The sequence below is a fragment of the Paenibacillus abyssi genome, assembly GCF_014640295.1.
GTDB classification, from domain to species: domain Bacteria; phylum Bacillota; class Bacilli; order Paenibacillales; family Paenibacillaceae; genus Paenibacillus_D; species Paenibacillus_D abyssi.
This window is the reverse complement of the sequence record NZ_BMGR01000002.1, coordinates 329,251-351,867: the sequence shown is the minus strand read 5'-3', so window position 1 is coordinate 351,867 and position 22,617 is coordinate 329,251. Positions and strand designations below refer to the sequence as shown.

At 50.0% G+C, this 22,617-nt stretch carries 19 protein-coding genes; 6 read left to right on the top strand and 13 right to left on the bottom strand.

The annotated features are described in order from the left end of the window. Positions 1-4 precede the first annotated feature (4 nt). The 4 genes from IEW11_RS04120 to IEW11_RS04105 all read left to right on the top strand — a co-directional run bounded on the left by IEW11_RS04120 (position 5) and on the right by IEW11_RS04105 (position 4,787). A complete protein-coding gene (locus IEW11_RS04120) occupies positions 5-439 on the top strand; it encodes a cupin domain-containing protein (RefSeq protein WP_188529293.1) in 435 nt (144 codons plus the stop codon). 15 nt (positions 440-454) lie between these two features. Next, positions 455-2,086, top strand: coding sequence for a PucR family transcriptional regulator (locus tag IEW11_RS04115; RefSeq protein WP_188529291.1), 1,632 nt, complete (start codon positions 455-457; stop codon positions 2,084-2,086). After that, positions 2,083-3,840 (top strand): allophanate hydrolase, encoded by a 1,758-nt coding sequence (gene atzF, locus IEW11_RS04110; RefSeq protein ID WP_188529289.1) that lies wholly within the window; start codon positions 2,083-2,085, stop codon positions 3,838-3,840. Before IEW11_RS04115 ends, atzF begins: the two co-directional genes overlap by 4 nt. Before the next feature lie 218 nt (positions 3,841-4,058). Next, positions 4,059-4,787 carry a stalk domain-containing protein gene (locus IEW11_RS04105; RefSeq protein WP_188529287.1) on the top strand — a complete coding sequence of 243 codons (729 nt, stop codon included), beginning with the start codon at positions 4,059-4,061 and terminating at the stop codon, positions 4,785-4,787. A gap of 190 nt (positions 4,788-4,977) precedes the next feature. On the opposite strand, the gene IEW11_RS04100 is transcribed toward IEW11_RS04105, so the two are convergent. The 7 genes from IEW11_RS04100 to IEW11_RS04070 form a co-directional block, all read right to left on the bottom strand. Further along, entirely contained in the window at positions 4,978-6,087 is a 1,110-nt protein-coding gene (locus tag IEW11_RS04100; RefSeq protein WP_188529285.1) for a hypothetical protein, read from the bottom strand. Between the two features lie 73 nt (positions 6,088-6,160). Next, positions 6,161-7,090, bottom strand: coding sequence for an AEC family transporter (locus IEW11_RS04095; RefSeq protein ID WP_188529283.1), 930 nt, complete (start codon positions 7,088-7,090; stop codon positions 6,161-6,163). A gap of 118 nt (positions 7,091-7,208) precedes the next feature. Further along, a complete protein-coding gene (locus IEW11_RS04090) occupies positions 7,209-7,451 on the bottom strand; it encodes an HPr family phosphocarrier protein (RefSeq protein ID WP_188529281.1) in 243 nt (80 codons plus the stop codon). Positions 7,452-7,489: 38 nt separating this feature from the next. Then, positions 7,490-8,911, bottom strand: a complete 1,422-nt coding sequence (locus IEW11_RS04085; RefSeq protein ID WP_188529279.1) for an NAD-dependent malic enzyme — start codon at positions 8,909-8,911, stop codon at positions 7,490-7,492. 40 nt (positions 8,912-8,951) lie between these two features. Beyond that, positions 8,952-10,478 (bottom strand): tripartite tricarboxylate transporter permease, encoded by a 1,527-nt coding sequence (locus tag IEW11_RS04080; protein WP_188529277.1) that lies wholly within the window; start codon positions 10,476-10,478, stop codon positions 8,952-8,954. 17 nt (positions 10,479-10,495) lie between these two features. Beyond that, positions 10,496-10,951, bottom strand: coding sequence for a tripartite tricarboxylate transporter TctB family protein (locus tag IEW11_RS04075; RefSeq protein WP_188529275.1), 456 nt, complete (start codon positions 10,949-10,951; stop codon positions 10,496-10,498). Between the two features lie 117 nt (positions 10,952-11,068). Beyond that, positions 11,069-12,097: a tripartite tricarboxylate transporter substrate binding protein gene (locus IEW11_RS04070; protein WP_188529273.1), complete on the bottom strand. Its 1,029-nt coding sequence runs from the start codon at positions 12,095-12,097 to the stop codon at positions 11,069-11,071. Between the two features lie 308 nt (positions 12,098-12,405). Between IEW11_RS04070 and IEW11_RS04065 the strand changes: the two genes are divergently transcribed. Together IEW11_RS04065 and IEW11_RS04060 are read left to right on the top strand one after the other, a co-directional pair. Further along, positions 12,406-13,989, top strand: coding sequence for an ATP-binding protein (locus tag IEW11_RS04065; protein WP_188529271.1), 1,584 nt, complete (start codon positions 12,406-12,408; stop codon positions 13,987-13,989). A gap of 5 nt (positions 13,990-13,994) precedes the next feature. Further along, positions 13,995-14,690, top strand: a complete 696-nt coding sequence (locus tag IEW11_RS04060; RefSeq protein WP_188529269.1) for a response regulator — start codon at positions 13,995-13,997, stop codon at positions 14,688-14,690. 86 nt (positions 14,691-14,776) lie between these two features. Here the strand turns inward: IEW11_RS04060 and IEW11_RS04055 are convergent, their stop codons facing one another. From IEW11_RS04055 to IEW11_RS04030, 6 genes are all read right to left on the bottom strand, one after another. Continuing rightward, entirely contained in the window at positions 14,777-15,979 is a 1,203-nt protein-coding gene (locus IEW11_RS04055; RefSeq protein ID WP_229724945.1) for a substrate-binding domain-containing protein, read from the bottom strand. Positions 15,980-16,147: 168 nt separating this feature from the next. Continuing rightward, positions 16,148-17,908, bottom strand: a complete 1,761-nt coding sequence (locus tag IEW11_RS04050) for a CocE/NonD family hydrolase (protein ID WP_188529267.1) — start codon at positions 17,906-17,908, stop codon at positions 16,148-16,150. Between the two features lie 18 nt (positions 17,909-17,926). Next, positions 17,927-18,565 carry an SGNH/GDSL hydrolase family protein gene (locus IEW11_RS04045; protein WP_188529265.1) on the bottom strand — a complete coding sequence of 213 codons (639 nt, stop codon included), beginning with the start codon at positions 18,563-18,565 and terminating at the stop codon, positions 17,927-17,929. Positions 18,566-18,637: 72 nt separating this feature from the next. Then, positions 18,638-19,864, bottom strand: coding sequence for a substrate-binding domain-containing protein (locus IEW11_RS04040; RefSeq protein ID WP_229724944.1), 1,227 nt, complete (start codon positions 19,862-19,864; stop codon positions 18,638-18,640). A 19-nt stretch (positions 19,865-19,883) separates the two neighbouring features. Then, positions 19,884-21,152: an amidohydrolase family protein gene (locus IEW11_RS04035; protein WP_188529263.1), complete on the bottom strand. Its 1,269-nt coding sequence runs from the start codon at positions 21,150-21,152 to the stop codon at positions 19,884-19,886. A 35-nt stretch (positions 21,153-21,187) separates the two neighbouring features. Next, positions 21,188-22,441: a substrate-binding domain-containing protein gene (locus tag IEW11_RS04030; protein WP_188529261.1), complete on the bottom strand. Its 1,254-nt coding sequence runs from the start codon at positions 22,439-22,441 to the stop codon at positions 21,188-21,190. Positions 22,442-22,617 lie beyond the last annotated feature (176 nt).

Sequence of the window (22,617 nt, the reverse complement as noted above, 5' to 3'; positions counted from 1 at the left end):
CAAGATGATAACAGCCAAAGAAACGAGTGTAATTACAGCAGAGAGCATGACCTGGGAATTGATGCCGAATCATATTCACTTATATCACCGTGAGATCGTATCCGCGGAGCAAGCCGATGCCATGGGTTTTCGAACAAGCTCCATTTTGTGGGAGCGTATTGATGTGGGCGGGCAAGTGCTGCCGCATTATCATGATGTGGCGGAGATCATTCATATTACCGTAGGCAAAGTGAAGCTGCTTTGCAATGGGGAATGGAAGTCGTACAAAGCCGGAGACACCTTCCATGTCCCAGCTGGAGTGGTGCATTCTGTTGCGAATGACGATGTGACCGCGTCGGAGCAGATCAGTATTTTCCTGCCTGTAGAAGAGGCTGTTCCGCCGAATTCGTTTTTTAATACGACGCTTGTGGATGATGTTTATTCCGCAAAGCTGAAGTAAGCTGCCATTTCTGCTATGGTGACAAACAATAAGATCGGCTTCACATGCGGGGATATTTTATTGATCCCTTACTTTGAGGAAGCTGTGGTGCTGGCTGGGGCAAATGGAATGCAGCGTGCGATTACGCGCGTGAATGTCATGGAAGTGCCGGATGTCATCGATTGGGTAAGGCCGGGCGAGTTCTTGATCACAAGCGGATTCCCGTTTCGCGATCAGCCGGAAGTGATTGCCGATATTATCCCGCAGCTGGCTGCAAAAGGCGTGGCCGCTCTTGGCATCAAGACGAAACGATTCATCGACAGCATTCCGAAGCGGGCGCTTGAGCTGGCGGACCAGTTGGATTTTCCCATTTTCGAGCTGCCGTCAACCACTGCATTCTCCGATGTGGTCCGGGATATTATGGAGCGGGTTCTCGTACAGGAAGCAAGAGAATTGTCGCTATTGCAGAGCCGTTTCCAAAAGCTGTCTCAACAGTTGATCAACGGTAAGGGGATCGAAGAATTTCTGAAAACCCTGGATGAAATGTTGAACAATCCGATTATTCTTCTTGATGATTCGGATCATGTATTTCTGTCTCCGCAAGCCATACAGATCGGGGAGCTGATGGATGACCCCGCCTTATGGCCGCAGCTGCGGGATGATATTAATCTGGGCGTCAGCTTCATCACCATAGGCGAGCGCAGAATACGCGTATATATCTCGGCTGTCAACGACAAACAGCATAACAAGTGCCTGCTGATGCTTCTGGAATGGAGTCAGGAGCACTCCGTCGTTGACCAGCTGACGATTGACCGTGTCGGCATCCTGGTCGGACTGGAGATGATCAATGCCAATGCCCGCAAGGAAGTGGAGTCCAAATATATCGACCAGTTTCTTCAAGACTGGATATCGGGCCGGATCGTAACGACAGAGGATCTCAAATTAAGAGGGGAAGCCTGCGGCTGCCCCATCGAAGAGGGCCGCAGCCTGTACGCAGGATTGGTGCGCTGGCATCAAGCCAAGCCGAAAACCAAGCAGCTGCAGCAAGCCGTTAAGCGGCTGCGGACCAAATCCTTCTGCAAAGAGAGCCATGTTACGCTGTTGGAAGGGGAATTGGTACTGCTTTTCTCCGTCCCCTCGGAAGAACAAATCCATGCAAGCTTAGATATGATCATGTCCGATCTTAGGACTGTTTTTTTAGGCGACGAGCAGCTTTCGATTTGCCTCGGGAACCGGGTCGAGCGGCCGGATAAAGTAAGCGGGAGCTACAGCCAAGCTAAAAAGATCCACTACATTAGCTCCATATGCGATTTTAAGGAGCCCTTTATTGATGATAAACAGCTTGGCGTATTCCAGCTGCTCTATCTTTTGCCGGAGAGTGAAGAGGTTAGGGAATTCCGGAACCGGTACATCCTGCCGCTGCTCACGTATGACCTGAAGCATAATACCTTTTTGCTCGATACATTAAAGATTTATTTCAAGCATAACAAAAATGTCAAAAAGACGGCTTTGGAGATGTTCGCCCATTATAATACGGTAACCTACCGGGTGGAGCGCGCATGCGAGATTTTGCGGATTAATATTGACCATGGGGACGAGATGCTCCAACTGCACTTGGCTGTAAAGCTGCATGAAATGAGACCTGTTGAGGAGGTGCCGCAACGATGAAAACAGTAGAAATCCCGCAAGCATTATCCATTCAATGGCTGCGGGAGATGTATATGAAACGGGCTATTACACCTGAGGAGATCATCAGCGAAATCATTCATCGTGCCAGTGAAGATGTTGAGATGAATATTTGGATTACACCGCCTGCAATGGAACGGATGCAGCCTTATTTGGACCGGCTGAAGACCACAGACCCGGTTAGTCTTCCGTTATGGGGGATTCCGTTTGCCATCAAGGACAATATCGATTTGGCCGGCGTACCGACAACGGCAGCCTGTCCGGAGTTTGCTAATACGCCAAATGACCATGCTTCGGTTGTGGAACGCATGATTGCCGCCGGGGCGATACCGGTCGGCAAGACGAATCTGGACCAATTTGCAACCGGGCTTGTAGGGACGAGAAGCCCTTACGGTGAAACCCGCAACGCCCTGCGGCCAGAGCTGATCAGCGGAGGCTCCAGCTCCGGCTCAGCCGTTGCCGTGGCGCGCGGCCATGCGTCCTTTGCCTTTGGTACGGATACGGCGGGGTCGGGCCGTGTGCCCGCTGCGCTGAATAAGCTTATCGGGTATAAACCAAGCCTGGGGGCTTGGCCTACAAAAGGGGTCGTCCCCGCTTGCGCTAGCCTTGATTGTGTCACAGTGTTTACCCACTCCTTGGAGGATGCGCTCTCGGTGGATGTGATTGCCCGCGGAGTTGACACGGCAGACCCTTGGTCACGCAGCCTTCCGCGCACACATTCCAGGCTGCCTCACAAGCTTTGCCTGCCAAAGGAATCCCCTGAATTTTACGGTCCCTATGCCGAGAAATACCGTCAGGCTTGGCTTATGGCTGTAAAGCGATTGGAAACGATGAATCTGCCGATTGAATATATCGATTATGATTTATTCTCGCAAGCCGCTTCCATCCTCTATGATGGTCCGTGGGTTGCCGAGCGTTGGGCGGATTTGAGCGAATTTGTGGAATCTCATCCAGGAGACGTATTCCCTGTAACGGAGCAGATCCTGCGTTCAGGCGCTTCGGAGAAGTATGATGCCGCTTCGGTATTTCGGGCGATGCATAAGCTTCAGGAGTATAAGCTGGCGGCAAGAAATCTGCTGCAAAACGCCGTGCTGGTCATGCCGACCTGCGGAGGTACATGGACCCGTGATCAGGTGCGGCTCGATCCGATTCGCACCAACAGCGACATGGGGCGTTATACGAATCATTGCAATCTGCTGGATCTATGCGCGGTTGCTGTGCCGGCCGGAGAGGCGGCGGCAGACGTCCCGTTCGGTATTACCCTGTTTGCGCTGGCGGAGAATGAAGATTTGATCTGCGGCGCTGCAGATTTGTTCGCGAATACTGCGGACTCGGCAAAGGGATCATCAGCTAAAGAAACGACCTTAGTTGCTGTGTGCGGCTTGCATATGCGCGGGTTCCCCCTGGAGAAGCAAATGGTGGAGCACGGCGCGCAGTTTGTCCGCGAAGCGGCTACGGCAGCCAAGTATCAGATGGTGAAGCTGCCGACTGTTCCTGCGAAGCCGGGCTTAATTAAGAAGCAGTCGGGCGGGGAGGCTATTCAGCTGGAAGTTTGGGAGATGCCGCTTCACCGGTTTGGGGCTTTTGCCGCATTAATCCCGGCGCCGCTGGGCATCGGCAAGGTTGAGCTCGAAGACGGTTCCGAGGTGCCAGGATTCATCTGCGAAGGTTATGCGGAAGCCGGGGCGGAGGACATCACATCCTTCGGCGGCTGGCGGAACATTGCAGTCACATAGTGAATCATAGGAAACGAATATGGCGGACTTTACCTCAGGGTAGGTCTGCCTATCGTGTGTAGATAGGATAAAAGTATGGAGCGAGAGAGGGTGTTAGGTCAAAAGACTTCGTGATTTCCCAAAAAAGTGAATTTATTTATTAGCTCTAAAGTAACTGGATTAATTTTCCGATATAGAAATATACCCAAAGCGGAATATTTTATAGAGGAGATGTCATTTTGAAAAGAGACAAGGTAAAGGGATTAGTTGCAGGGTTATTAATCGGTTCATTAGTCTCCGGATCTGCTGTTTTTGCTGCAAGCGGATCCATGATCGAGGTATTCTATAATGTTAAGGATATCAAGATCAATAAAGTATCAAAAACTCCAAACGAGCAGCCGTTTATATACAAAGGAACTACATTTGTTCCACTGCGATTTGTATCGGAATCGCTTGGACAACAAGTTAAATGGGACTCTAAAAATCAAGCCGTTTGGATTGGTGAAACTGAAGAAGAAACTGCTGTTTATCCCGGTAATGGCATTGAGTATATGAACTATCAAGAAGGCTATTACGGACATGGCGCTACGTATGAATATAATACTACTGATGTAATTAAAGATAATACAGGACAAGAGTATAGTAGTTTTATTACAATGTTTTTAGATGACACCAATACAAAGAATTCATGGAATAAAATTGAATTCCCTCTAAATAGTCAGTACAAGTCTTTTAAGTCCAAGTTTGGTTTAACAGATGAATATAAGAATACAACTAGAGAGTTAAAATTGACGATTTTATTAGATGAGAAAATAGTTTTAGAAAAGCGCATTGTTGCAGGTGGCTTCCCTGAAGATATAAATATTGATATTAAGAATGCAAATAAAATAACGTTCCAATTTTCATCTTCAGGTGAAAACTATATTGATTCACAAATCGGTTTATTCGATGCAAGATTTATAAAATAAACATTGTCGATTAAAGGGAGCCTAACGGCTCTCTTTTCTGTTTGCTGCAGCTCTGCGAACCAGTATGAACCCTTAACGGTACCGCTAGCGAGCATACGCGGCTATCTTGCTCCAAATTCACACTGGGATTTTACACCCCAGATGATAAGATAAAAAGGAGGCCGTCCAGGCGGACGGCCTTCTCATGATATTAAATGCTGCGCTGGGCTTGGCGGATCCGTTCATCGATCTCGCTGAACAGCTGACGATACAAGCGATCAATGCGGGAGAAATCTGTTACAGCGGTATAGTAACCTCTGATACGGGAATCGATCTCCTGGGCCTCAGCCAAATAGGAAGCGGCTTCTTTCATTTTCAGTGAATATTGCTTTTGTATGGGGGCTAATTCGGAGGCATATCGTTCATCGGTTCCTGGCTCTATAACATGTTCATACATATCGAGGATCTCATCGCCGGTCCGGTCAGGGAAGTATTCGTGAGGTGCGGTACTGTCAAAGATGGCAGCGCTCAGTTGGGGAAAGGTCAGCATATCCAGGCTGTTCGGATCGAAGCCGCAATGAAAGATTTCAACGTCAAAACCTCTTTTTGCGGCTGCCGCTGCAATACGCTTGAGCATGGTCGATTTTCCCGAGCCGGGGCGTCCCTTAATAAAGATCCGCCGCTGCAGGCCGGCGGTTAGATTCTGGATATGGTCGACGGCTCCTTTGGGGGTGGCTGCTCCGAAGAAGAGGTGGCGAGTGACCGCCTCCTTGTTCAACGTCTGATTGCCGAAGAGACTGCCCGCCAGCTCCTGGCCAATCTGATCCGCCTTGTGAAAATCCATTTTGTTAATGTAGATGTCCTCCAGGTCGTCGTGAATCCGCAGTGCGGTTGCGAATGTATCGTATGCTTTCGAATAAGCATGAAGCAGTTGCCCGCGCAGTGATTCGATCTCCTGCTGCTCTTGTTCGGAGAACGGATTGTCATCCACAGCCTGCGTGAAGTCAATCCGGGCAATTTCCACATCCTTCACAGACGATAAGCCCTCGCAGGTTCGCCCGTCAGCGAAACCAATCTTCAGGCTGGCGATGATCATCGCATCTAGCGTTTCGGGGTTTAAAGGAGAATGGAACAATTGCACATTGAAGCCCTGATTCATCATTTCATCGGCCAGCCGGCTGATTACGGTTGATTTTCCCGTTCCTTGGGGACCCTCCAGCAGAAAGATTTTGTGTAATCCTTGAAAGGCCGAGTCGTATAGAAAATGAACTCCGCGCGCGGTGTTGCCGCGGGCAAAATAATGGCGGTCTAATCCGGTCATCGAACACACTCCTTCTTGAAAACGTTCTAATGCCATCATATTCCCGCGTGCTGGATAGGGTGTTTGCCTAGGATTAAAATAAGATTTTCGAAATATATACAATCGAAGTGACGGTGATGCAGCTCAGTATGGTCGTGATAAGAACCGCTTGTGCCGCGTAGTCGGGATGGTTGTTATATTCCAAAGCAAACAGCGCGGTATTTCTGGAAGCGGGATAAGAGCTTGCGATAAATAAGGCTTGGGCGGTTGTTCCTTCCAGCTGCAGCATCGTGATGATCAGGAAAGCAACAATCGGTGAGACAACCAGCCGGCCGATCGTGCCAACAATAAGCGGCAGTGAAGGCCGGGTAATTTTCAAATAAGCGATCTGTGCTCCGAGCGTAAGCAGTGCAATCGCGATGAACGCATGGGATACATTCTCGATCGGCTTCCATAGAAACGTCGGGATGGCCACATTCAATGTTTGCAGTATGATCCCCAACAATAGCGCATAAATAATAGGGAGCTTTAGCAGCTCGAGCAGTATTTTTGCCCCTTGGTTTGTGCTCTTCACCAATACCGAGTTCAGCAGCCCGTACGTAGCGGTAACGAAGGTTTGAAAAATTGTAGCCATCACTTGAATCGACAGGCCAAGCGGATTATTATGGAACACCAGCTGGCTGACCGGGAGGCCGAAGTTGCCGGAATTATTGAGAACGATACTGTTTTTAAAGGTAGCGGCCAGCCCGCGTTCCAGCTTCAGTGATCTTGCGGCGGCAGCGCTGATAAGCATTAAAGCCACATTTTGCAGCACTAAAAATCCGATCATGCCGGAGAGGACACGGCCTTCGATGTTGCTCTGATAAATATTAACAAACCCGACAGCGGGCATGAGAAAGTTTGTCGATATTTTCGAGAGGGTATTCAGGTCAAAATGATATTTACGATGCAGCAGTACACCAGCACCGATCAGAATAAATACAGGTACGATAACATTAACGACGATAAGCAGTATAACTGGCATCTTTCATCCCCCTGTGCATGTCCATACAAATACAAGTCCCCGTGTCCATACGACACGGGGGCGGTGCGGCGATCATCATTTGAAGCGGCCGGAAAGCCAGTGATGATCACTGCTATTTTCAGTTGACTTCAACATGCAGATGATGTTTGTTAAACACCTCGAGCATCGCGGATTTGGCTTCGACCTCATCGGGGCCATGAATTTCAAGCCGGTATTCATCCGTTTGGTACAGCGTGAGGCTTAAGCCGAGGATGCTCTTGGCATCGACAAATTTGGCATCATTAATGCGGAGCACGATGCTTGACTTGAAACGGGCTGCCGTTTGATTAATATCAACAATAGCGCGGATTCCAGCACTCATAGGATGACCTCCGTTCATGAATAATAAGTCCTAGCCTATCATCTGTACTCTCGGGGGATCCGGCGGGCGACGCCGGTCTTTATGGCCGCTTTGATGACGAGATCGCGGATCGCTTTCACGACCTGCTGATTGAAGACGCTCGGAATAATATAGAGCCGGTTTCGTTCCTCATCCGAGATGGCAGAGGCGATTGCCTCTGCGGCGGCCAGTTTCATCTCTTCATTAATCGTCGAGGCTCTGCAGTCCAGCGCACCGCGGAAAATGCCCGGGAAGCACAACACATTGTTAATTTGATTCGGATAGTCGGAACGCCCGGTAGCGATAACCGCGGCGATATCCTCCACTTCTTCCGGCTTGATCTCCGGTGTCGGATTGGCCATCGCAAACACGATCGGGTCATCTGCCATTGTCATCACATCCTCCCGGCGGAGCAGCCCGCCGGCAGAGAGACCGATGAAGACGTCGGCGCCCTGAATCACTTCCTGCAAAGAGCCCTCTATGCGATTGGGATTTGTATGCTCGGCATACCACTGCCACATGCTGTTTTCATAGTTTTTGCCGGCGGAGAGAGCGCCATTCCGATCCACGCCGATGATTTCTTTGATGCCCGCGGACAAAAGAATCTTGCTGCAGGCAATGCCGGCAGCCCCAATTCCGCATATGACGACTTTGATCTCATCGATCGATTTGTGAACAATTTTCAACGCATTGATCAAAGCGGCATACAAGACGACCGCTGTACCATGCTGATCATCGTGGAAGACGGGGATATCGAGCTCCTCACGCAGCCTCCGCTCAATCTCAAAGCAGCGGGGCGATGAAATATCCTCCAGGTTGATGCCGCCAAAGCCAGGGGCAATCGCTTTAATCGCAGCGATAATCTGCTCCGTGTCCTGGGTATCCAGGCAGATTGGAAAGGAATCAACGTCCGCGAATTGCTTGAACAGCATCGACTTGCCTTCCATCACCGGCATGGCCGCATAGGGACCGATATTGCCGAGTCCCAAGACGGCGCTGCCATCGGAAATGACCGCAACGGTATTTCGCTTAACCGTTAAGGTGAAGGCCTTTCTCGGTTCCTCGTGAATGGCCATGCATACGCGCGCTACATCCGGCGTGTACACGCGAGAGAGGTCATCGCGGTTTTGGATCGGCGTTTTCGGTCTGGTCTCGATCTTGCCTCCGAGATGCAGCAGGAACGTGCGGTCAGAGATATTAACCAGCCGGACACCGTTCAAGCTCCTCACTGATTCCGTTATAATGCCGATATCGACAGTATCGGTTACCGTTATGGTGATGTCGCGAACCGTCATATTTTGGCTTGTCTGAATAACGTCGATGGCGACAATATCGCCGCCGGCTTCGAAGATCGCGGAAGCGACCTGGCCGAATTTGATTTCGTTCGTATTCATTTCCAGCCTGAGAATGATGCTTTTTCCGCCGAGTCTATTGTTATCCATGGCTGCCACCTCCATCAAATGTAATCGTTAGGGCTGCCTGTTAACCTTCCTCGTTGATGACAACCTGCTTTCCGCGTTTTTTCATCAAGATCGGAACGATCAGCCAGAGCAATGCGATGATTAAGAATACAGCGGACAAGGGCTTTTGCAGGAAAATCATAAAATCACCGTTGGAGGTCGTCAGTGCCCGGCGCATATTATTTTCTATCATCGGTCCAAGAACCAAGCCGAGCACCAGCGGTGCCAAAGGATAGTCATTGCGTGTCAGAAAGAAACCGGCAACCCCGCAACCAAGGAGCAGCAGGAGATCGAACCGCTGTACCTGAACGGCATACACACCGAAGATGGAAATTGCGACAATGATCGGAATCAAATATTTCGGCGGTGTTGCAATGACTTTAGCAAATACTTTGATGAGCGGCATATTAAGTACAAGCAGCATGAGATTACCGATTAGCATACTGGCGATCAATCCCCAAGCCACTTGCGGATGCTCGTCAAATAACAACGGGCCTGGTTGGATGTTATACATGATCAGGGCGCCCATTAGGATAGCCGTCGTGCCTGAACCCGGTATGCCCAGCGTCAGCAATGGGATCATCGCCCCGCCGGATGCAGCATTATTGGCGGATTCAGGAGCCGCAACGCCGGCGATGTTACCTTTACCGAACGTTTCGGGCTTCTTGCTGATTTTCTTTTCCGTAATGTAACTGAAGAAGGAGGCTAATGTAGCGCCTGCGCCAGGCAGAATGCCGATGAAGAAGCCCAATAGGGAACCCCGGGCAATCGGCCCGGCGCTATCCTTCATATCCTGCTTCGTCGGGAGAATGCGTCCGATCTTGGCGATCCTGCCGCCGCCGTAGTCGTTCTCCAATATGGTCTTGAACACCTCACCTAAAGCGAACAAACCGACGGCAACGGTCAAGAATTCAAGCCCGGAATAGAGTACCGGAATATCAAAAGTGAATCGTGCGACACCGGATACGGTATCCATGCCGATCGTAGCTAACAGCAATCCGAATATGGTCATAATCAGCGCTTTTGTAATTGATTTACCGGCCAAGCCGCTCACTGCGCAAAGGCCCAGCAGCATTAAGGAAAAATAATCCGCCGGTCCGAACATAATAGCAACATTCGACAGTGGCTTCGCTAATATAATGAGCATGGCGAGCGCGAATAACCCCGCAATGAAAGAACCGATTGCCGCGATCGCCAGAGCCGGGCCTGCTCTTCCTTGCCGTGCCATTTGATAGCCGTCCAAGGTGGTAACGACAGAGGAGGATTCTCCCGGTGTATTCAGCAAGATGGAGGTGGTTGATCCGCCATACATCGCTCCGTAATAAACGCCTGCCAGCAGAATGATGGAGCTGGTAGCTGCAGCCTCCGGGCCTAATCCCCCGGTAATGGATGCCGTTATAGGTATCAGCAGTGCGACACCGCTCATCGGGCCGATGCCTGGAAGTACCCCTACAGCCGTACCGATTAACACCCCTATGAAAGCAAATAGCAGGTTATGCCATTGGAGAGCGGTGGAGAAGCCGTCTGCGAGATATTGTAATGTGTCCATTCATGTACCTCCTATAATCACGATAACCAGGACGGAAAGCCCGGCATTGAGCCTTCCAGAATGACGACGAATATAACATAAACGCCGACTGAGAATAAGCCGGAAATAATAAGCGATTTCACTATTTTTCCCCGTTCGAGCACTTGGAAGCTGAACAGGAGGAAGAGGAAGGTGCCGATGATATAACCGATATATTCAAAAAAGATAGCGTATAAAGCGGCAGCCGTGAAGATGAGCAGGAACTTTTTATAATCGAGCTTTTCACCTTTGGTTTGTTGGTCCTTGGACTTTAACACCTCATAGAACAAACGGATGCTTAAAAGGACAAGCAGCGCGCCTAGGCCAAACGGAAAAATATTCGGTCCAACCGTACTGCCGTAAGCGGAAGCGCTGATGGTCGTGCTCATCCACATGAATCCGACTCCAAGCAGGAAAAATATAAAGCTGGCGTATCTGTCGAACACTTTATTCAATGTTGTGCACCTCCTGGGGATAAGCAAATGCGAACGAACTTTTGTCCCCGCCAGAAGCGGGAAGTCCGTCTGCGAAAGAAAGAAAGGGGAAGGAAAGCTTCCCCCGGTGTGTGAGATTTATTTTTGCATGCCCAGTGCTGTTAACAGCTCCTGGACGACAGTTTCCTGTTCTTCTAGGAATGCTGTGAAATCGGCGGCATTTTTATATTCGCTCTCCCAAGCGTTCGCTTCGAGCTCTTTTTTCCAAGTCTCATGCTCAGAGAGGGACTTTAAGGTTTCATCCCAGAATGCGACCTGTTCTTCAGTCATATTCTTAGGTCCAAGCACACCCCGCCAGATCGTGAACTCAGCGTCGATACCGCTCTCTTTCAACGTTGGCACATCTGTAAAATCGCCGCCAAGACGTTCATTTGATGTGACAGCAAGAATTTTGATATCGCCGGATTTCAGGTAGCTGCCGAGGGAAGAAATATCGGTTCCAATGGCATCTGCATTTTTACCGAGCAGCGCGGCAATGGCTTCGCCTCCGCCGTCATAAGACAGGTACTTGATCGTTTTCGGATCGACGCCTTGGTTAAATGCCGGCAGGATGCTGATCAGATGGTCCATGGACCCCGGTGCTGATCCTCCTGCAAGCGTAACTTTCGTAGGGTCGGCCTTAATATCGTCGATCAGCGATTGGATATCATTGTATTTGGAATCAGCGGCAACCGCGATGGCCCCGTAATCCCTGGTCAGCTGAGCCAAAGGCGTGACATCCTTATAGCCGTAAGGGCTGTTTCCTTCCTTCTTCAAATTATTGATGAGCAGAGGCGGTGAGCTGACAAACAGTTTGTAAGGATCATCCTTGTCTTTGGTCACATATTCAGCGAGGAAGACAACGCCGCCGCCGCCGGGTTTGTTCTCTACCGTCATCGTCTGCTCGACGAGATCTGTTTCATCCAATACCTTGATGAGGGATCTTGCCGTCTTATCCCATCCGCCGCCTGCGCCAGACGGCGCTGTCACAACGATCGGCTTCGTCGGATAGTCCGCCGCGGCAGAGCCGCCGCTGCTCGATGAGCCACAGGCTGTGAGTGCACTAAGGCTAACGGTAACGGCTGAAGTTATCAAAATCGTTTTCCAGCTTTTTGTTTTGAACCCCATTGTTATAATCCTCCTTTAATAATGTAACGTGAAGATTGTAAGCGTTTAATGGAAACGCTTACTTAACTTGTTGTTTTATACTAGCACCCTGTAATTCAATTGAGAAGAATAACAACATAAGTTAAAAAATAATCATAAAGTGAATTTTGTTCATAAAAATCACGGGCCCAAATGGCCATAAGGGCTATGTTTAGCGTTGCAAGTAGCATACAATATAGGATAATGCCATCATTCGACAACTTTATTGCAACTTGTGAATTGCATATCTATGCAATTCAGTTGGCAACAAAGAGCAAGGAGATTTTTGTATGCGATTACAGACCCGGCTGATATTACTGATCGGCACCTTATTATTTATTATCATCATTGTGTTAACCTTCTCATTTGAACGAATGCTGGTGAATACCTTAAAAGGGAATGTCGGGTCTTCCGCGCTGAAAATAGCAAAAACGGTGGCGGCTATGGATGATATCCAGGATGCGTTTGCGGCGCCGGATCCATCCGCAATCATTCAGCCGATTGTGGAGGAAATACGGCTTGAGACGGACGCGGAATTTATTGTCGTCGGCAACCGTGAAGGCATCCGTTATTCGCATCCGATCCCGGAGCGGATCGGCAAGGAAATGGTGGGCGGAGATAACGGTCCGGTGTTAAGGGGCGAATCGATTATTTCCGAGGCGGTGGGCTCAATGGGACTGTCCTTGCGGGGGAAAACGCCGATCTTCGATGATCATGATCAAGTGATCGGCATTGTATCGGTCGGGATCCTGATGGAAGACATTCGTGAGACGGCGGGGACGTACCGGAACACGATGATCTTTGTTGCGGCCGTTGCACTTGTGATCGGCTGCGCAGGGGCAATAGCAATCGCTAACAGCGTCAAGCGGTCGATCTTTGGCCTGGAGCCCAAGGAAATCGGCTTGTTATATCAAGAGAAGCGAGCCATTCTGGAAACCATTCATGAAGGGATCATCGCCATTAACCGTGAAGGTACCATTACACTGATCAATCAAACGGCTTCAAAATTATTGGATCCGCTTGAGGAGAAAGAGATTACCGGCAGGTATATTTTCGATGTTTTGCCGGAAACCCGGCTGTTCGAGGTCATCCAATCGGGGGAAGCGCAATTCGATCAGGAAATGGTCATTAACGACAGCGCCGTTGTTGTCAACCGTATCCCGATTCTTGACCATCAGCAGCAGGTGATTGGAGCGGTATCCAGCTTCCGCAACAAATCCGAGCTGCTTCGGATCACGGAGGAGCTCACGCAGGTGAAACGGTATGCCGAAGCGCTGCGTTCACAGACGCATGAGTATTCGAATAAGCTGTATACGATATATGGGCTTATTCAATTGGAATCCTACCAGGAGGCTATGGACCTGATTACTCATGAAACAGATGTTCATCAGAGCCTGATTCATTTCATCCTGCAAGAAATTCCGGACCCGATGCTGGGTGGATTTCTGATCGGAAAGTTTAACCGGGCCAATGAGCTGAAAGTCGAATTGGAAATCGATAAAGAGAGCACGTTTAAAGATATCCCGAATCATGTGAACCGTATCCATCTCGTCACGATCATCGGCAATTTAATCGATAACGCATTGGAGGCTGTGCTTGCCGCAGACGTCGACCATAAAAAAGTAAAGGTTGTTTTGACCGATATAGGAGAAGATTTAATCATTGAGGTTGAAGACAACGGAGCTGGCATCGCGGAGGACGTCGCAGACCGTCTTTTCGAGGTTGGCTTTTCCACGAAGCAGGAGTCCGACCGGGGATTTGGTCTTGCCATTGTCCAGCAGGCTGTGCAGCAGCTGCGTGGAACGATCAGCTTTCACTCCCGCCCGCAGGGGGGAGCGATATTTATTGTAATGATTTCAAAAGAAAGGGGATAAGGGCTATGATTCGAGTGTTGATTATCGAGGATGATCTTCGGATCGCGCAGATTAACCGCCGTTTTGTGGAAAAGGTAGAAAGCTTTGAAGTGGTCGGCATCGCAACCGACGAACAGCAAGCGCATGAGCATTTGGAAATCCTGGCGCCGGATCTCGTTCTTTTGGATCTGTATTTCCCGGATATGAACGGTCTTCATCTGCTGCATTATATCCAGAAAAACAATCCGTTAACGGATGTCATCATCATTACGGCGACCAAGGAATTTGATACGGTGAGAGAAGCGATCCGCGGCGGTGTATACGATTTTATGATCAAGCCGGTGGTGTTCGAGCGTTTCCAGGAAAAGCTGAAGTCTTATCAAAAATATCATCAGCAGATGACGCTGCTGGGCGGAGCGAACAAGCAAGTGGACCAGGAGGGCATAGACCAGTTATTGTGGGGGAACAGCGATAGGGCGGACAAGGATACTTACCTTCCCAAAGGCATCGACAAGATCACCAGCGAGAAGATTCTCTCCTTTATCCAGGATGGCCCGGAGGTGCTGACGGCGGAGGAGCTGGGCAAGCAGGCCGGCTTCAGCCGTACAACCGCCCGCCGCTACCTGGAATACTTTGTCGCCAAAGGCGAACTTGTTACCGACATTTCCTACGGAACGGTCGGAAGGCCGGAGCGGGTGTATAAGAGAAAGCAGGGAGGCTGATCTATTCACCAAGAGTTGAATATTCGGCGGGGGAAAGGCATCAAAAAAACAGCCTGTTGATCGCTCAACAGGCTGCCGGCAACGAATTACTTATTGATAAAGTCCACCATCTCTTGCGGCGGTGCTTTTCTATATACTCTCTCGTAGTATTCCAGCAAGTTGTCTTTGGTTACTTTGGCTGTCGGCACAACAATGAAGTCAGGTGCCGTTTTCCCAAGCAGGCTGTACGCTGCAACAGTAGCTTCAGCGATTCCGTGCTCGTACGGGAACTGGGCGCTGATGCCTTTGATCGAGCCGCCTTGCGCCATGATCATTGCCGCACTGGAGCTCATGCCCGGCGCAGTCATAACCATATTGCTGCCTTTGGTTTTGGCGGCGATGCCCTCAAGCGGTACATCCCACGAGGAATACAGGCCTACCAGATCCGGATTCTTCAACAGAATCGCGTCAGCCACATCGGTTGCCTTGTTCACATCCGCGAAGCCTTCTTTGGCTACAATTTCGATGTCCGGATATTTCTCTCTCATTGTCTCTTCGAAGCCTTGGTCGCGCTGATTGGAAACAAAGAAGTTAGCATCATAATAGAGCATGGCGACTTTGCCTTTGCCGCCCATCGCTTCCGCCATCATTTCGGCCGATTCAATGCCGTTGCCATAGTTGTCGCCGGTAACGATACTTACATAGTCCTTTCCAGCCTCTAGTCCGTTTGGTACGTTATCCATAAATACAAGCTTCACGCCTTGTTCCGCCGCTTTCTTGAAAGCTGGAGCCGTTACAACGGGATCGACAGGAATACTTACGATAATGTCCGGATTTCTCGCCAGAACGGTTTCGATATCAGAGGCCTGCTTCTCCGCTTTGAACTGCGCGTCAGTTTCAGCCACTACTTCAATGCCAAGCTCGGCAAATCTGTCTCTCAAGCCTTGGATTTGCAGGGAAGCCCAGTCATTGCCGCCATAGTGCATGACAATGGCAGCCGTGTACTTGCCTTCCTTGACCTTTGCGATCTCTTCATCGGTGAGATGCAGCTCCGTGGCTGCAGTTGCTTTCTCGCCTTTAGGACCTGTACTTCTCAATTCGCCTTCAGCAGCTTCACTCTGTGACGGCTCCTTACTCGCAGCCGGTTCTTCAGCGGCAGGTTCTTCACTTGCTGCCGGTACCTCTGCCGGCTCATTCTGTGCCGCTCCTGTGGAAGCCTCTTCATTGTTTGAGTTATTGCCGCAGGCACTTAACACTAACGTGAAAACCAAAACCACACTCACAAGCATAAACAAAGCTTTTCTTGACACTGTTACTTCCTCCCCTTTAATAATAAGTTTTTATTTATATAATCTCCGGTGATTAACCCGCGTGCAGCTTCCAGGAACGACTCCGGCAAATCCATCTTATCGTTCGCCCAGCAGCTCCAGTGGCATAATAACGCAGCCGCCGAAGCGCGGGAGGCTGCGCAACGCCGTTTATGACCTAGGGATTACCGGAAGAACGATATGGCTTGGGTACTCCTCTGTGTGATAGATTGTGTTGACCGCGTGCACCATATCTTCATATCGGTCCTCGGCAAAATTGCCGCCGGTGTTCGTATTGACATCGTACCTTGGGAAGTTGCTGCTGGAGATCTCGACTCTAACTTTGTGACCGGCCTTGAATACATGCGCAGTTGACCACAAGTCGATTTCGAATGGATACACCTTACCCGGCTCCAACAGCTCAGCCTGCTCCAGCGATCTGTGGTAACGGGCCCGCAAAATGCCTTCCATTACATAGAAGGCGCGGCCATCGGGATGAACGTCAACCAATTTAACCGTCCAGTCCGTATCCTTCGCGGAAGATGAGGCGTAAAGCACCGACTTCACCGGTCCGATAATTTCGAGTGGTCCGCTTAACACTTCACTGCTGTAGCACAACACATCCGAACGGCCTTCAATCTCTCTCTGATCCTTCGGGCCGACATTGTAGTTGATATTGTAGCCCAGGAGCAGCGTGTTTCCGCCGACAGTAGGAACCGGGTTGCGGGGATCAAAGAGATAGACATCCTCCGGCTCCGTTTCCGGAGCGCTTGTGTCCAAAGCTCCGTCACCCTTTAGTGTGTTTGCAGATCCGCCGCTGTGGAAGTAAAACTTCGTCCACTCCGTTTCCTGTAGCGGATAGCTCTCCGCCGTTTTCCAGACATTCTCACCCATCACGAAAACTTCAACAGGCGGTTCACTGTCGATGCCGTTCTGCTCATCCTTCAGCCAGTAGTCGAAGAAGCGTTTGATCTTGACGCCCAAATTCGCCGCATAGGCAGAAGCCGTTAAGCCAAAATCCATTTCCGCAAATCTTCCGCTGAACTCGGCATGGCTCCACGGCCCGACTAGCAGACGGTTGCCTGCGGATCCCTTCGCGCCTTGCTTCCGGGCCATACCCGTATAGTTCTCAATCGTCCCGCCCAGGAAAATATCGAACCAGGCTCCGATGTTGAAAACGGCGATATCGTTCATGGATGGGTAATATTCTTTAGGTGCGATCGCTTTCCAGTACTCGTCATAGGACGGATGATCCAGCCATGTTTTATACCAATGCACCGCCTCATCCAGCGGCGAAACCGCCGCAAGCGGCCGTGATTTCATAACTTCTTCTATGTTGAAAAGCGAGCTCGTTAACTTCTCCAGCACTTCCGGCGAAGCCTCTCCCTTATCAATTTCTCTCGTCAAGAAATGTTGGCCGATGACCGCAAGATGCCAGAACATGCTTGTTCCGAAATCGAGCGCACCGCTCCGATAGCTGACGCCTTCATGATAGTTGGAGGCTGTCATCGTCGGTACAATGCAGCGTAAATGCGGAGGATTCTGGGTTGCCGCGAGCCACTGTGTCATCCCTACATAAGAGGAGCCTGCCATACCGACTTTGCCATTCGACCAGCTTTGGGCAGCTGCCCATTCGACACTGTCATACCCATCCTGCAATTCATTGCGAAACGGCTCAAAATCGCCTTCGGATGCAAATCGTCCGCGTACATCCTGGACCAGCCAAACATAACCCTGCCTAACCATTTCAAACGGATCCATGAACAATTCTGCGATGATATGTACAAGATCTTCTTTGCTGTAAGGGGTTCTAACCAGAATAACGGGACCCGGCGGCGCATCCTGCAGCCGGTATACGTCGGCACGTGTTATCGTTCCGTCCCGCAGCGGAATCTCGACATCTTTATCAATGATGATTCTTGTACCGGACATAGGAATCCCTCCCGCTTTTTAACCAAAAATGGTTTTAATTTTCTCCGCCACTGCCGCACCCAATTTCGCATGCTCTTCTGCAGCCAAGTGCACGGCATCGACCGGGCTTGGCTTAACGATTTGCGCCGCATCGAGGAACTCGCAGCCCAATTCATCCGCTACCGCTTTATAGTGCTTCGCGAACTCTTTGGATGTCTGTATGCTGCTCTCGCCAAACACTTCCGATAGCCACGTTTCTTTAATATTCGCACCAATCTCGGCAGGGGAAATCAACAGCACTTTAGGGGCATTGCCGCCGCGCTGGGCATCGCTCTTCTTCACCATGCCTGCCAGCACTCCGGCGCCTGAAGCAATGTTAAATGCGGAAAGTGAATAGATGGTTTTCAGATCATTCGTACCGAGCATGATGATAACAAGGTCAATCGGACGATGGGTTTCCAAGCAGGGAATAAGGTATTCTTTGCCGTTCTTGTAGCCCATAATCGGATCATCCCAGACTGTCGTTCTGCCGTTCAGACCTTCCTCAATAACACTGTATCCATCACCCAAATGTTTCTTCAAGATCCCGGTCCATCTGATATCCGCCGGAAACCGTTCCTTCGTCTCGGCATCGAAGCCCCATGTATTCGAATCTCCGTAACAAAGAATATTTCTCATCGTAATCATCTCCCGATTTCAATAATTTGGGCAGGGAAGAGGCTTCAGCCGGCTTCCCCGCCACATCATCCGTTATTTCGCTGCGTTAACCAGTTCTTGAGGCGGCTCAGTGCCGTATACCTGTGTCCAGGCTTCCAACACATTGCTCTTATCTACGGCCAGACCGTGAGCTTGCACGAATACAGGCACTTCTTTGCCAAGCATGGAGAGTGCGCCGGCTCTCACTTCCGCAATCCCCAGATCATAAACCAGCGTTGCGCCAATCCCTTTGATCATACCGCCTTTAGCCATATCGATCGCTACGTTCTTGCCAAGGTCCATCGTCGCGATAACGAGATCGTCACGGCCGGCATTGCGTGCTGCGACGATAATGCCTTCGGCAGGAACGTCCCAAGGCCCCCAGATGGCATCCAGATCAGGATGTCTCATCAAGAAAGCAGATGCCGCTTTTTCGGCATCACCGGTAAAGTCCGGTCCGGCAACACCTTGCTCAACGACAATTTCAATGTTCGGATACATTTCTTCGATTGTTTTCTTGAAGCCTTCATAACGGTTTCTTGTTACAGAGAAATCCGCTTGGTGGAAAATGATGCCGATCTTTCCTTCCCCGCCTAATTCACGGGCAATTTGATGCGCGGTGATGATGCCGTTACCTACGTCATCGGTTCCGACAACCGTCACATAATCCTCACCCGGTTTACCGTCTTTAGAAGGCTGTCCGATGCTGATGATTTTGATTCCGGCCGCCGCCGCCTTCTTGTACACAGGCGCCAAAGCTACTGGATCACTGGGAACGATGAATAGAATATCCGGTTTTTTGGCCATGATCGTTTCAATATCGGCGGTTTGTTTATCCGGCTTGAAGTTGGCATCCGTTACTGCAATGACTTCAATGCCGAGTCTTGCCGCTTCATCCTGAATTCCTTTCACTTGCGCATTGGACCAATCATTCCCGCCATAATGAAGAGAAAGAGCGGCCGTAACATTCATTTCCTTCAGCTTTGCAATATCTTCATCTGTCACCTCGAGCACGGAGATCGGGATTGGTTCTTCACCGTAAGGCCCCATACTCAGCACTTGGCCTTTCATCTTGGCCAGCTCAGCATCAGGATCCACAGCCGTTGCCGCGGGCTCCGAGCCCGCCGTGTTCTCCGCATTCGCTTGCGGAGCTTCTGCTGTATTCGCTGCTGCTGCCTCAGGCTCCGTATTCGTGTTGTTGCTGCTGCCGCAAGCGGCGATAACTAATAATACAACTACCATCATACAGCTAAGAATGATTCGAAACGATTTCGTCTTCATAAGAGCAGCTCCTTCTCGCCTATACGTTAAGTTTGTATAAATCAATTAAGTTATGACGAAGCACTTTCTCTGCGAATTGAACGGCTTCCTCTTCCGACAACGCACCTTCGCCGACTTTTTCAACAAGCACCCCGGAAAGGATATTTCTCATCAGCTTCTGATGGGAATAAGCTCCTTCTACATAGATATAATCGCCGCCGAATCCGAGAATTTTACTTTGCGGCACCATTTCGATCATTTGATGAAGAATTTGCTTCGCCGCTGTTGGAGAAATGATGTACACCCAGGTCAAATCCGTATACACGTTTGGAAAATTCTTTGCAATGCTTAAATATTCCTGGTGATAGGGAAATCCGGAATGAAGAAGAACAAATTTCGCCTCTTTATATTCGTGCAGCAACGGGATTAACCCGGTTACCTGCGAATTCGTAAGCACATTTCCGTTCCCGGAGGGACTTGTCTCATGATGTCCCGTATGAATCTGGATCGGCATGCCGTAAGCAATCGAGCGTTGGATGATAAAATGAATCAAGTAATCCTGAAGCGCTCTCAGCTGCTCCGGCGCAGCCTGCTCATCGATCGGTGAGGTTCGGATCCGGTTAAAGCCGGTCTCTGCCTCGTATAACGTCGGTTTGCCGCATTCCAGTGTACGCCAGTAGGCGTGCCCCAGCTTTGTCGCAACCATTCCTTCATCTACAAATCGTTTCAAGATGGCATCGACGGCATTTAGATAATCTTTGAAGGTATGCACATCGATTTTGGATTCTTTCTCAATTTCTTCGATATCCTTCAAGGAACGAATCTTATACGTGAAATCAAGGAACATGACCGGACGGAACAGTTCAAAATCAACATTCGTGGTATGCACCTCCGGCAATTGCAGGGTTAACGTCATATCGATCCCCGACCGCTCCTTCAAAACCGTGGTGTACCAGGTAGGGTCCGCCGATTTCCGGCGAACCTGCTCATTCATCTCCAGCAGACTCTTAACATCCCATTTCTCCAGGCCGTACAGGTCCTTTGCCACGCATTGCAGCATTTTGGCGTAAGTCGTATTACTGGTCCGATGCCAGTAGTTAAGAAATAACTCTGCCATCTCCTCGTCAGAGCGCTGATGATGACGCTCCAATGCGCCTCGTTCCATTCCGGCTGTGATCATGTCCGAATCCAAGTAATGCAGCAGGCCGAAGAAATCTACATTTTCATTCCTCCTGGTTTCATAGGTGACGATATGTTCATGGCCATCGATAATACGAATCTTGGATACCGCTTCCATAATGCTGTTCATGGCATGTACTTCCCTTCAAAAATGTTAGTAGCTTCTTATTCCCCCAATGCCTCCAGAATATTATCCGGTACCGGCTTGTGGAAAATCGTCTCGTATGCCTCTGCCAGATTGTCACGGTTGACTGCCAATGCAGGAACAGCGACATAAGTTTCGGTTGATGCGCCGATTAAAGACAAGGCTGCCATCTGTGCTTCCGCGACGCCTTGGTCATATGGACGCTGTGCACCGAGCCCTTTGATGTAGGAGTTTTGTGCGATGTCCAGGGCCGGTCCGGTGTTGAGGTCCTCGGTTACGATCTTGAAATCAGCAGGCGTTCTGCCGGCTGTGCGGGCAGCCGAAACGACACCCATGGCCGGCGGATCGGACCATGCTACCCACATCGAGTCGATATCTTTATATTTGGTAAGAAGTGCGCCTGCAATCGATTCGGTCTGGTTCTGATCGTTAAATCCTTGCGTCGTAATAAGTTCAATGTCAGGGTACTTCGCTTGTAGACGAGTGACAAAGCCTTGGTAGCGCTGGTTCGTTACAAAGAAGTCCGGAGCGAAATAGATAGCGCCAACCGTTCCTTTGCCATCGAGGGCTTTAGCCAATTCGTCCGCAGCAACCATACCATTGCCGAAGTTATCGGCCGATACCACCGATACATAGTCCTCGCCAGGCACCAGACCGGTAACCGGTTGATCGACGAAAACAATCTTGATGCCTGCATCGGCTACCTTCTTGAACACCTGCGTTGTCGTTTGTGTATTTACCGCAGCAGCAACGAGAACGTCAGGCTTCTGGGCAGAAATACTTTCGATTTGTGCAATTTGTTCCGCATCTTTAAAATTGGCGTCGGTTACGGAAATCACTTCGATGCCAAGCTCCTTGAACGTATCCTGCATCCCTGCCACTTGCTGAGTGGCCCAGTCATTATTCATGGCCGACATGGCAATCGCCGCTCTGAAGCCGCCTGCTTTAATTTGTTCTTTCTGCTCATCGGTAATCACAATATCCGACGCCGGGAAAGCAGGCTCTCCGTTCGGACCTGTACTTAAGAGGACGTCGGAAATATTATCGGCCTTCGCCATTTCCAATTCTTGTTCCGTCGGCGCCTTATACCACATCGGATGAGAGAATGAGTCGTCCTGACCAGCTTGAGTCGTTACGGTGTTTTGTCCTGCCTCGGCATTTGCCGCCCCCTCGCCCGATGGTTCGTTCGAATTGCCGCATGCCGCTAATACCACGAGCAGAAGAGTGAGGATCGCTATACCGGTAAACCGTTGGATAGACCTTTTCATCGACATTTGACAAAACCCCCTAATACTCATTCTTTTGTTTACTGCACTCAAGCTTGGCTGTTCACTGCACGCACCTGCTTCAACTTCAATTCGGTTAGCGGGACCTGCATCACTCCCTTCAAAGGGTGTTCAAGTATTTGATTCATCCAATTGCGAAATCTCTGCCAGCTTCCGGAAGCAGC

Bases quoted from the DNA above. Each gene is read 5' to 3' on its own strand.
- IEW11_RS04100 (WP_188529285.1), bottom strand. From the start codon at position 6,087: ATGACCGGATTAGACCGCCATTATTTTGCCCGCGGCAACACCGCGCGC.
- IEW11_RS04040 (WP_229724944.1), bottom strand. From the start codon at position 19,864: ATGAAGACGAAATCGTTTCGAATCATTCTTAGCTGTATGATGGTAGTT.
- atzF (WP_188529289.1), top strand. From the start codon at position 2,083: ATGAAAACAGTAGAAATCCCGCAAGCATTATCCATTCAATGGCTGCGG.
- IEW11_RS04045 (WP_188529265.1), bottom strand. From the start codon at position 18,565: ATGAGAAATATTCTTTGTTACGGAGATTCGAATACATGGGGCTTCGAT.
- IEW11_RS04035 (WP_188529263.1), bottom strand. From the start codon at position 21,152: ATGAACAGCATTATGGAAGCGGTATCCAAGATTCGTATTATCGATGGC.
- IEW11_RS04090 (WP_188529281.1), bottom strand. From the start codon at position 7,451: ATGAGTGCTGGAATCCGCGCTATTGTTGATATTAATCAAACGGCAGCC.
- IEW11_RS04085 (WP_188529279.1), bottom strand. From the start codon at position 8,911: ATGGATAACAATAGACTCGGCGGAAAAAGCATCATTCTCAGGCTGGAA.
- IEW11_RS04120 (WP_188529293.1), top strand. From the start codon at position 5: ATGATAACAGCCAAAGAAACGAGTGTAATTACAGCAGAGAGCATGACC.
- IEW11_RS04080 (WP_188529277.1), bottom strand. From the start codon at position 10,478: ATGGACACATTACAATATCTCGCAGACGGCTTCTCCACCGCTCTCCAA.
- IEW11_RS04115 (WP_188529291.1), top strand. From the start codon at position 455: ATGGTGACAAACAATAAGATCGGCTTCACATGCGGGGATATTTTATTG.
- IEW11_RS04095 (WP_188529283.1), bottom strand. From the start codon at position 7,090: ATGCCAGTTATACTGCTTATCGTCGTTAATGTTATCGTACCTGTATTT.
- IEW11_RS04050 (WP_188529267.1), bottom strand. From the start codon at position 17,908: ATGTCCGGTACAAGAATCATCATTGATAAAGATGTCGAGATTCCGCTG.
- IEW11_RS04030 (WP_188529261.1), bottom strand. From the start codon at position 22,441: ATGTCGATGAAAAGGTCTATCCAACGGTTTACCGGTATAGCGATCCTC.
- IEW11_RS04060 (WP_188529269.1), top strand. From the start codon at position 13,995: ATGATTCGAGTGTTGATTATCGAGGATGATCTTCGGATCGCGCAGATT.
- IEW11_RS04065 (WP_188529271.1), top strand. From the start codon at position 12,406: ATGCGATTACAGACCCGGCTGATATTACTGATCGGCACCTTATTATTT.
- IEW11_RS04070 (WP_188529273.1), bottom strand. From the start codon at position 12,097: ATGGGGTTCAAAACAAAAAGCTGGAAAACGATTTTGATAACTTCAGCC.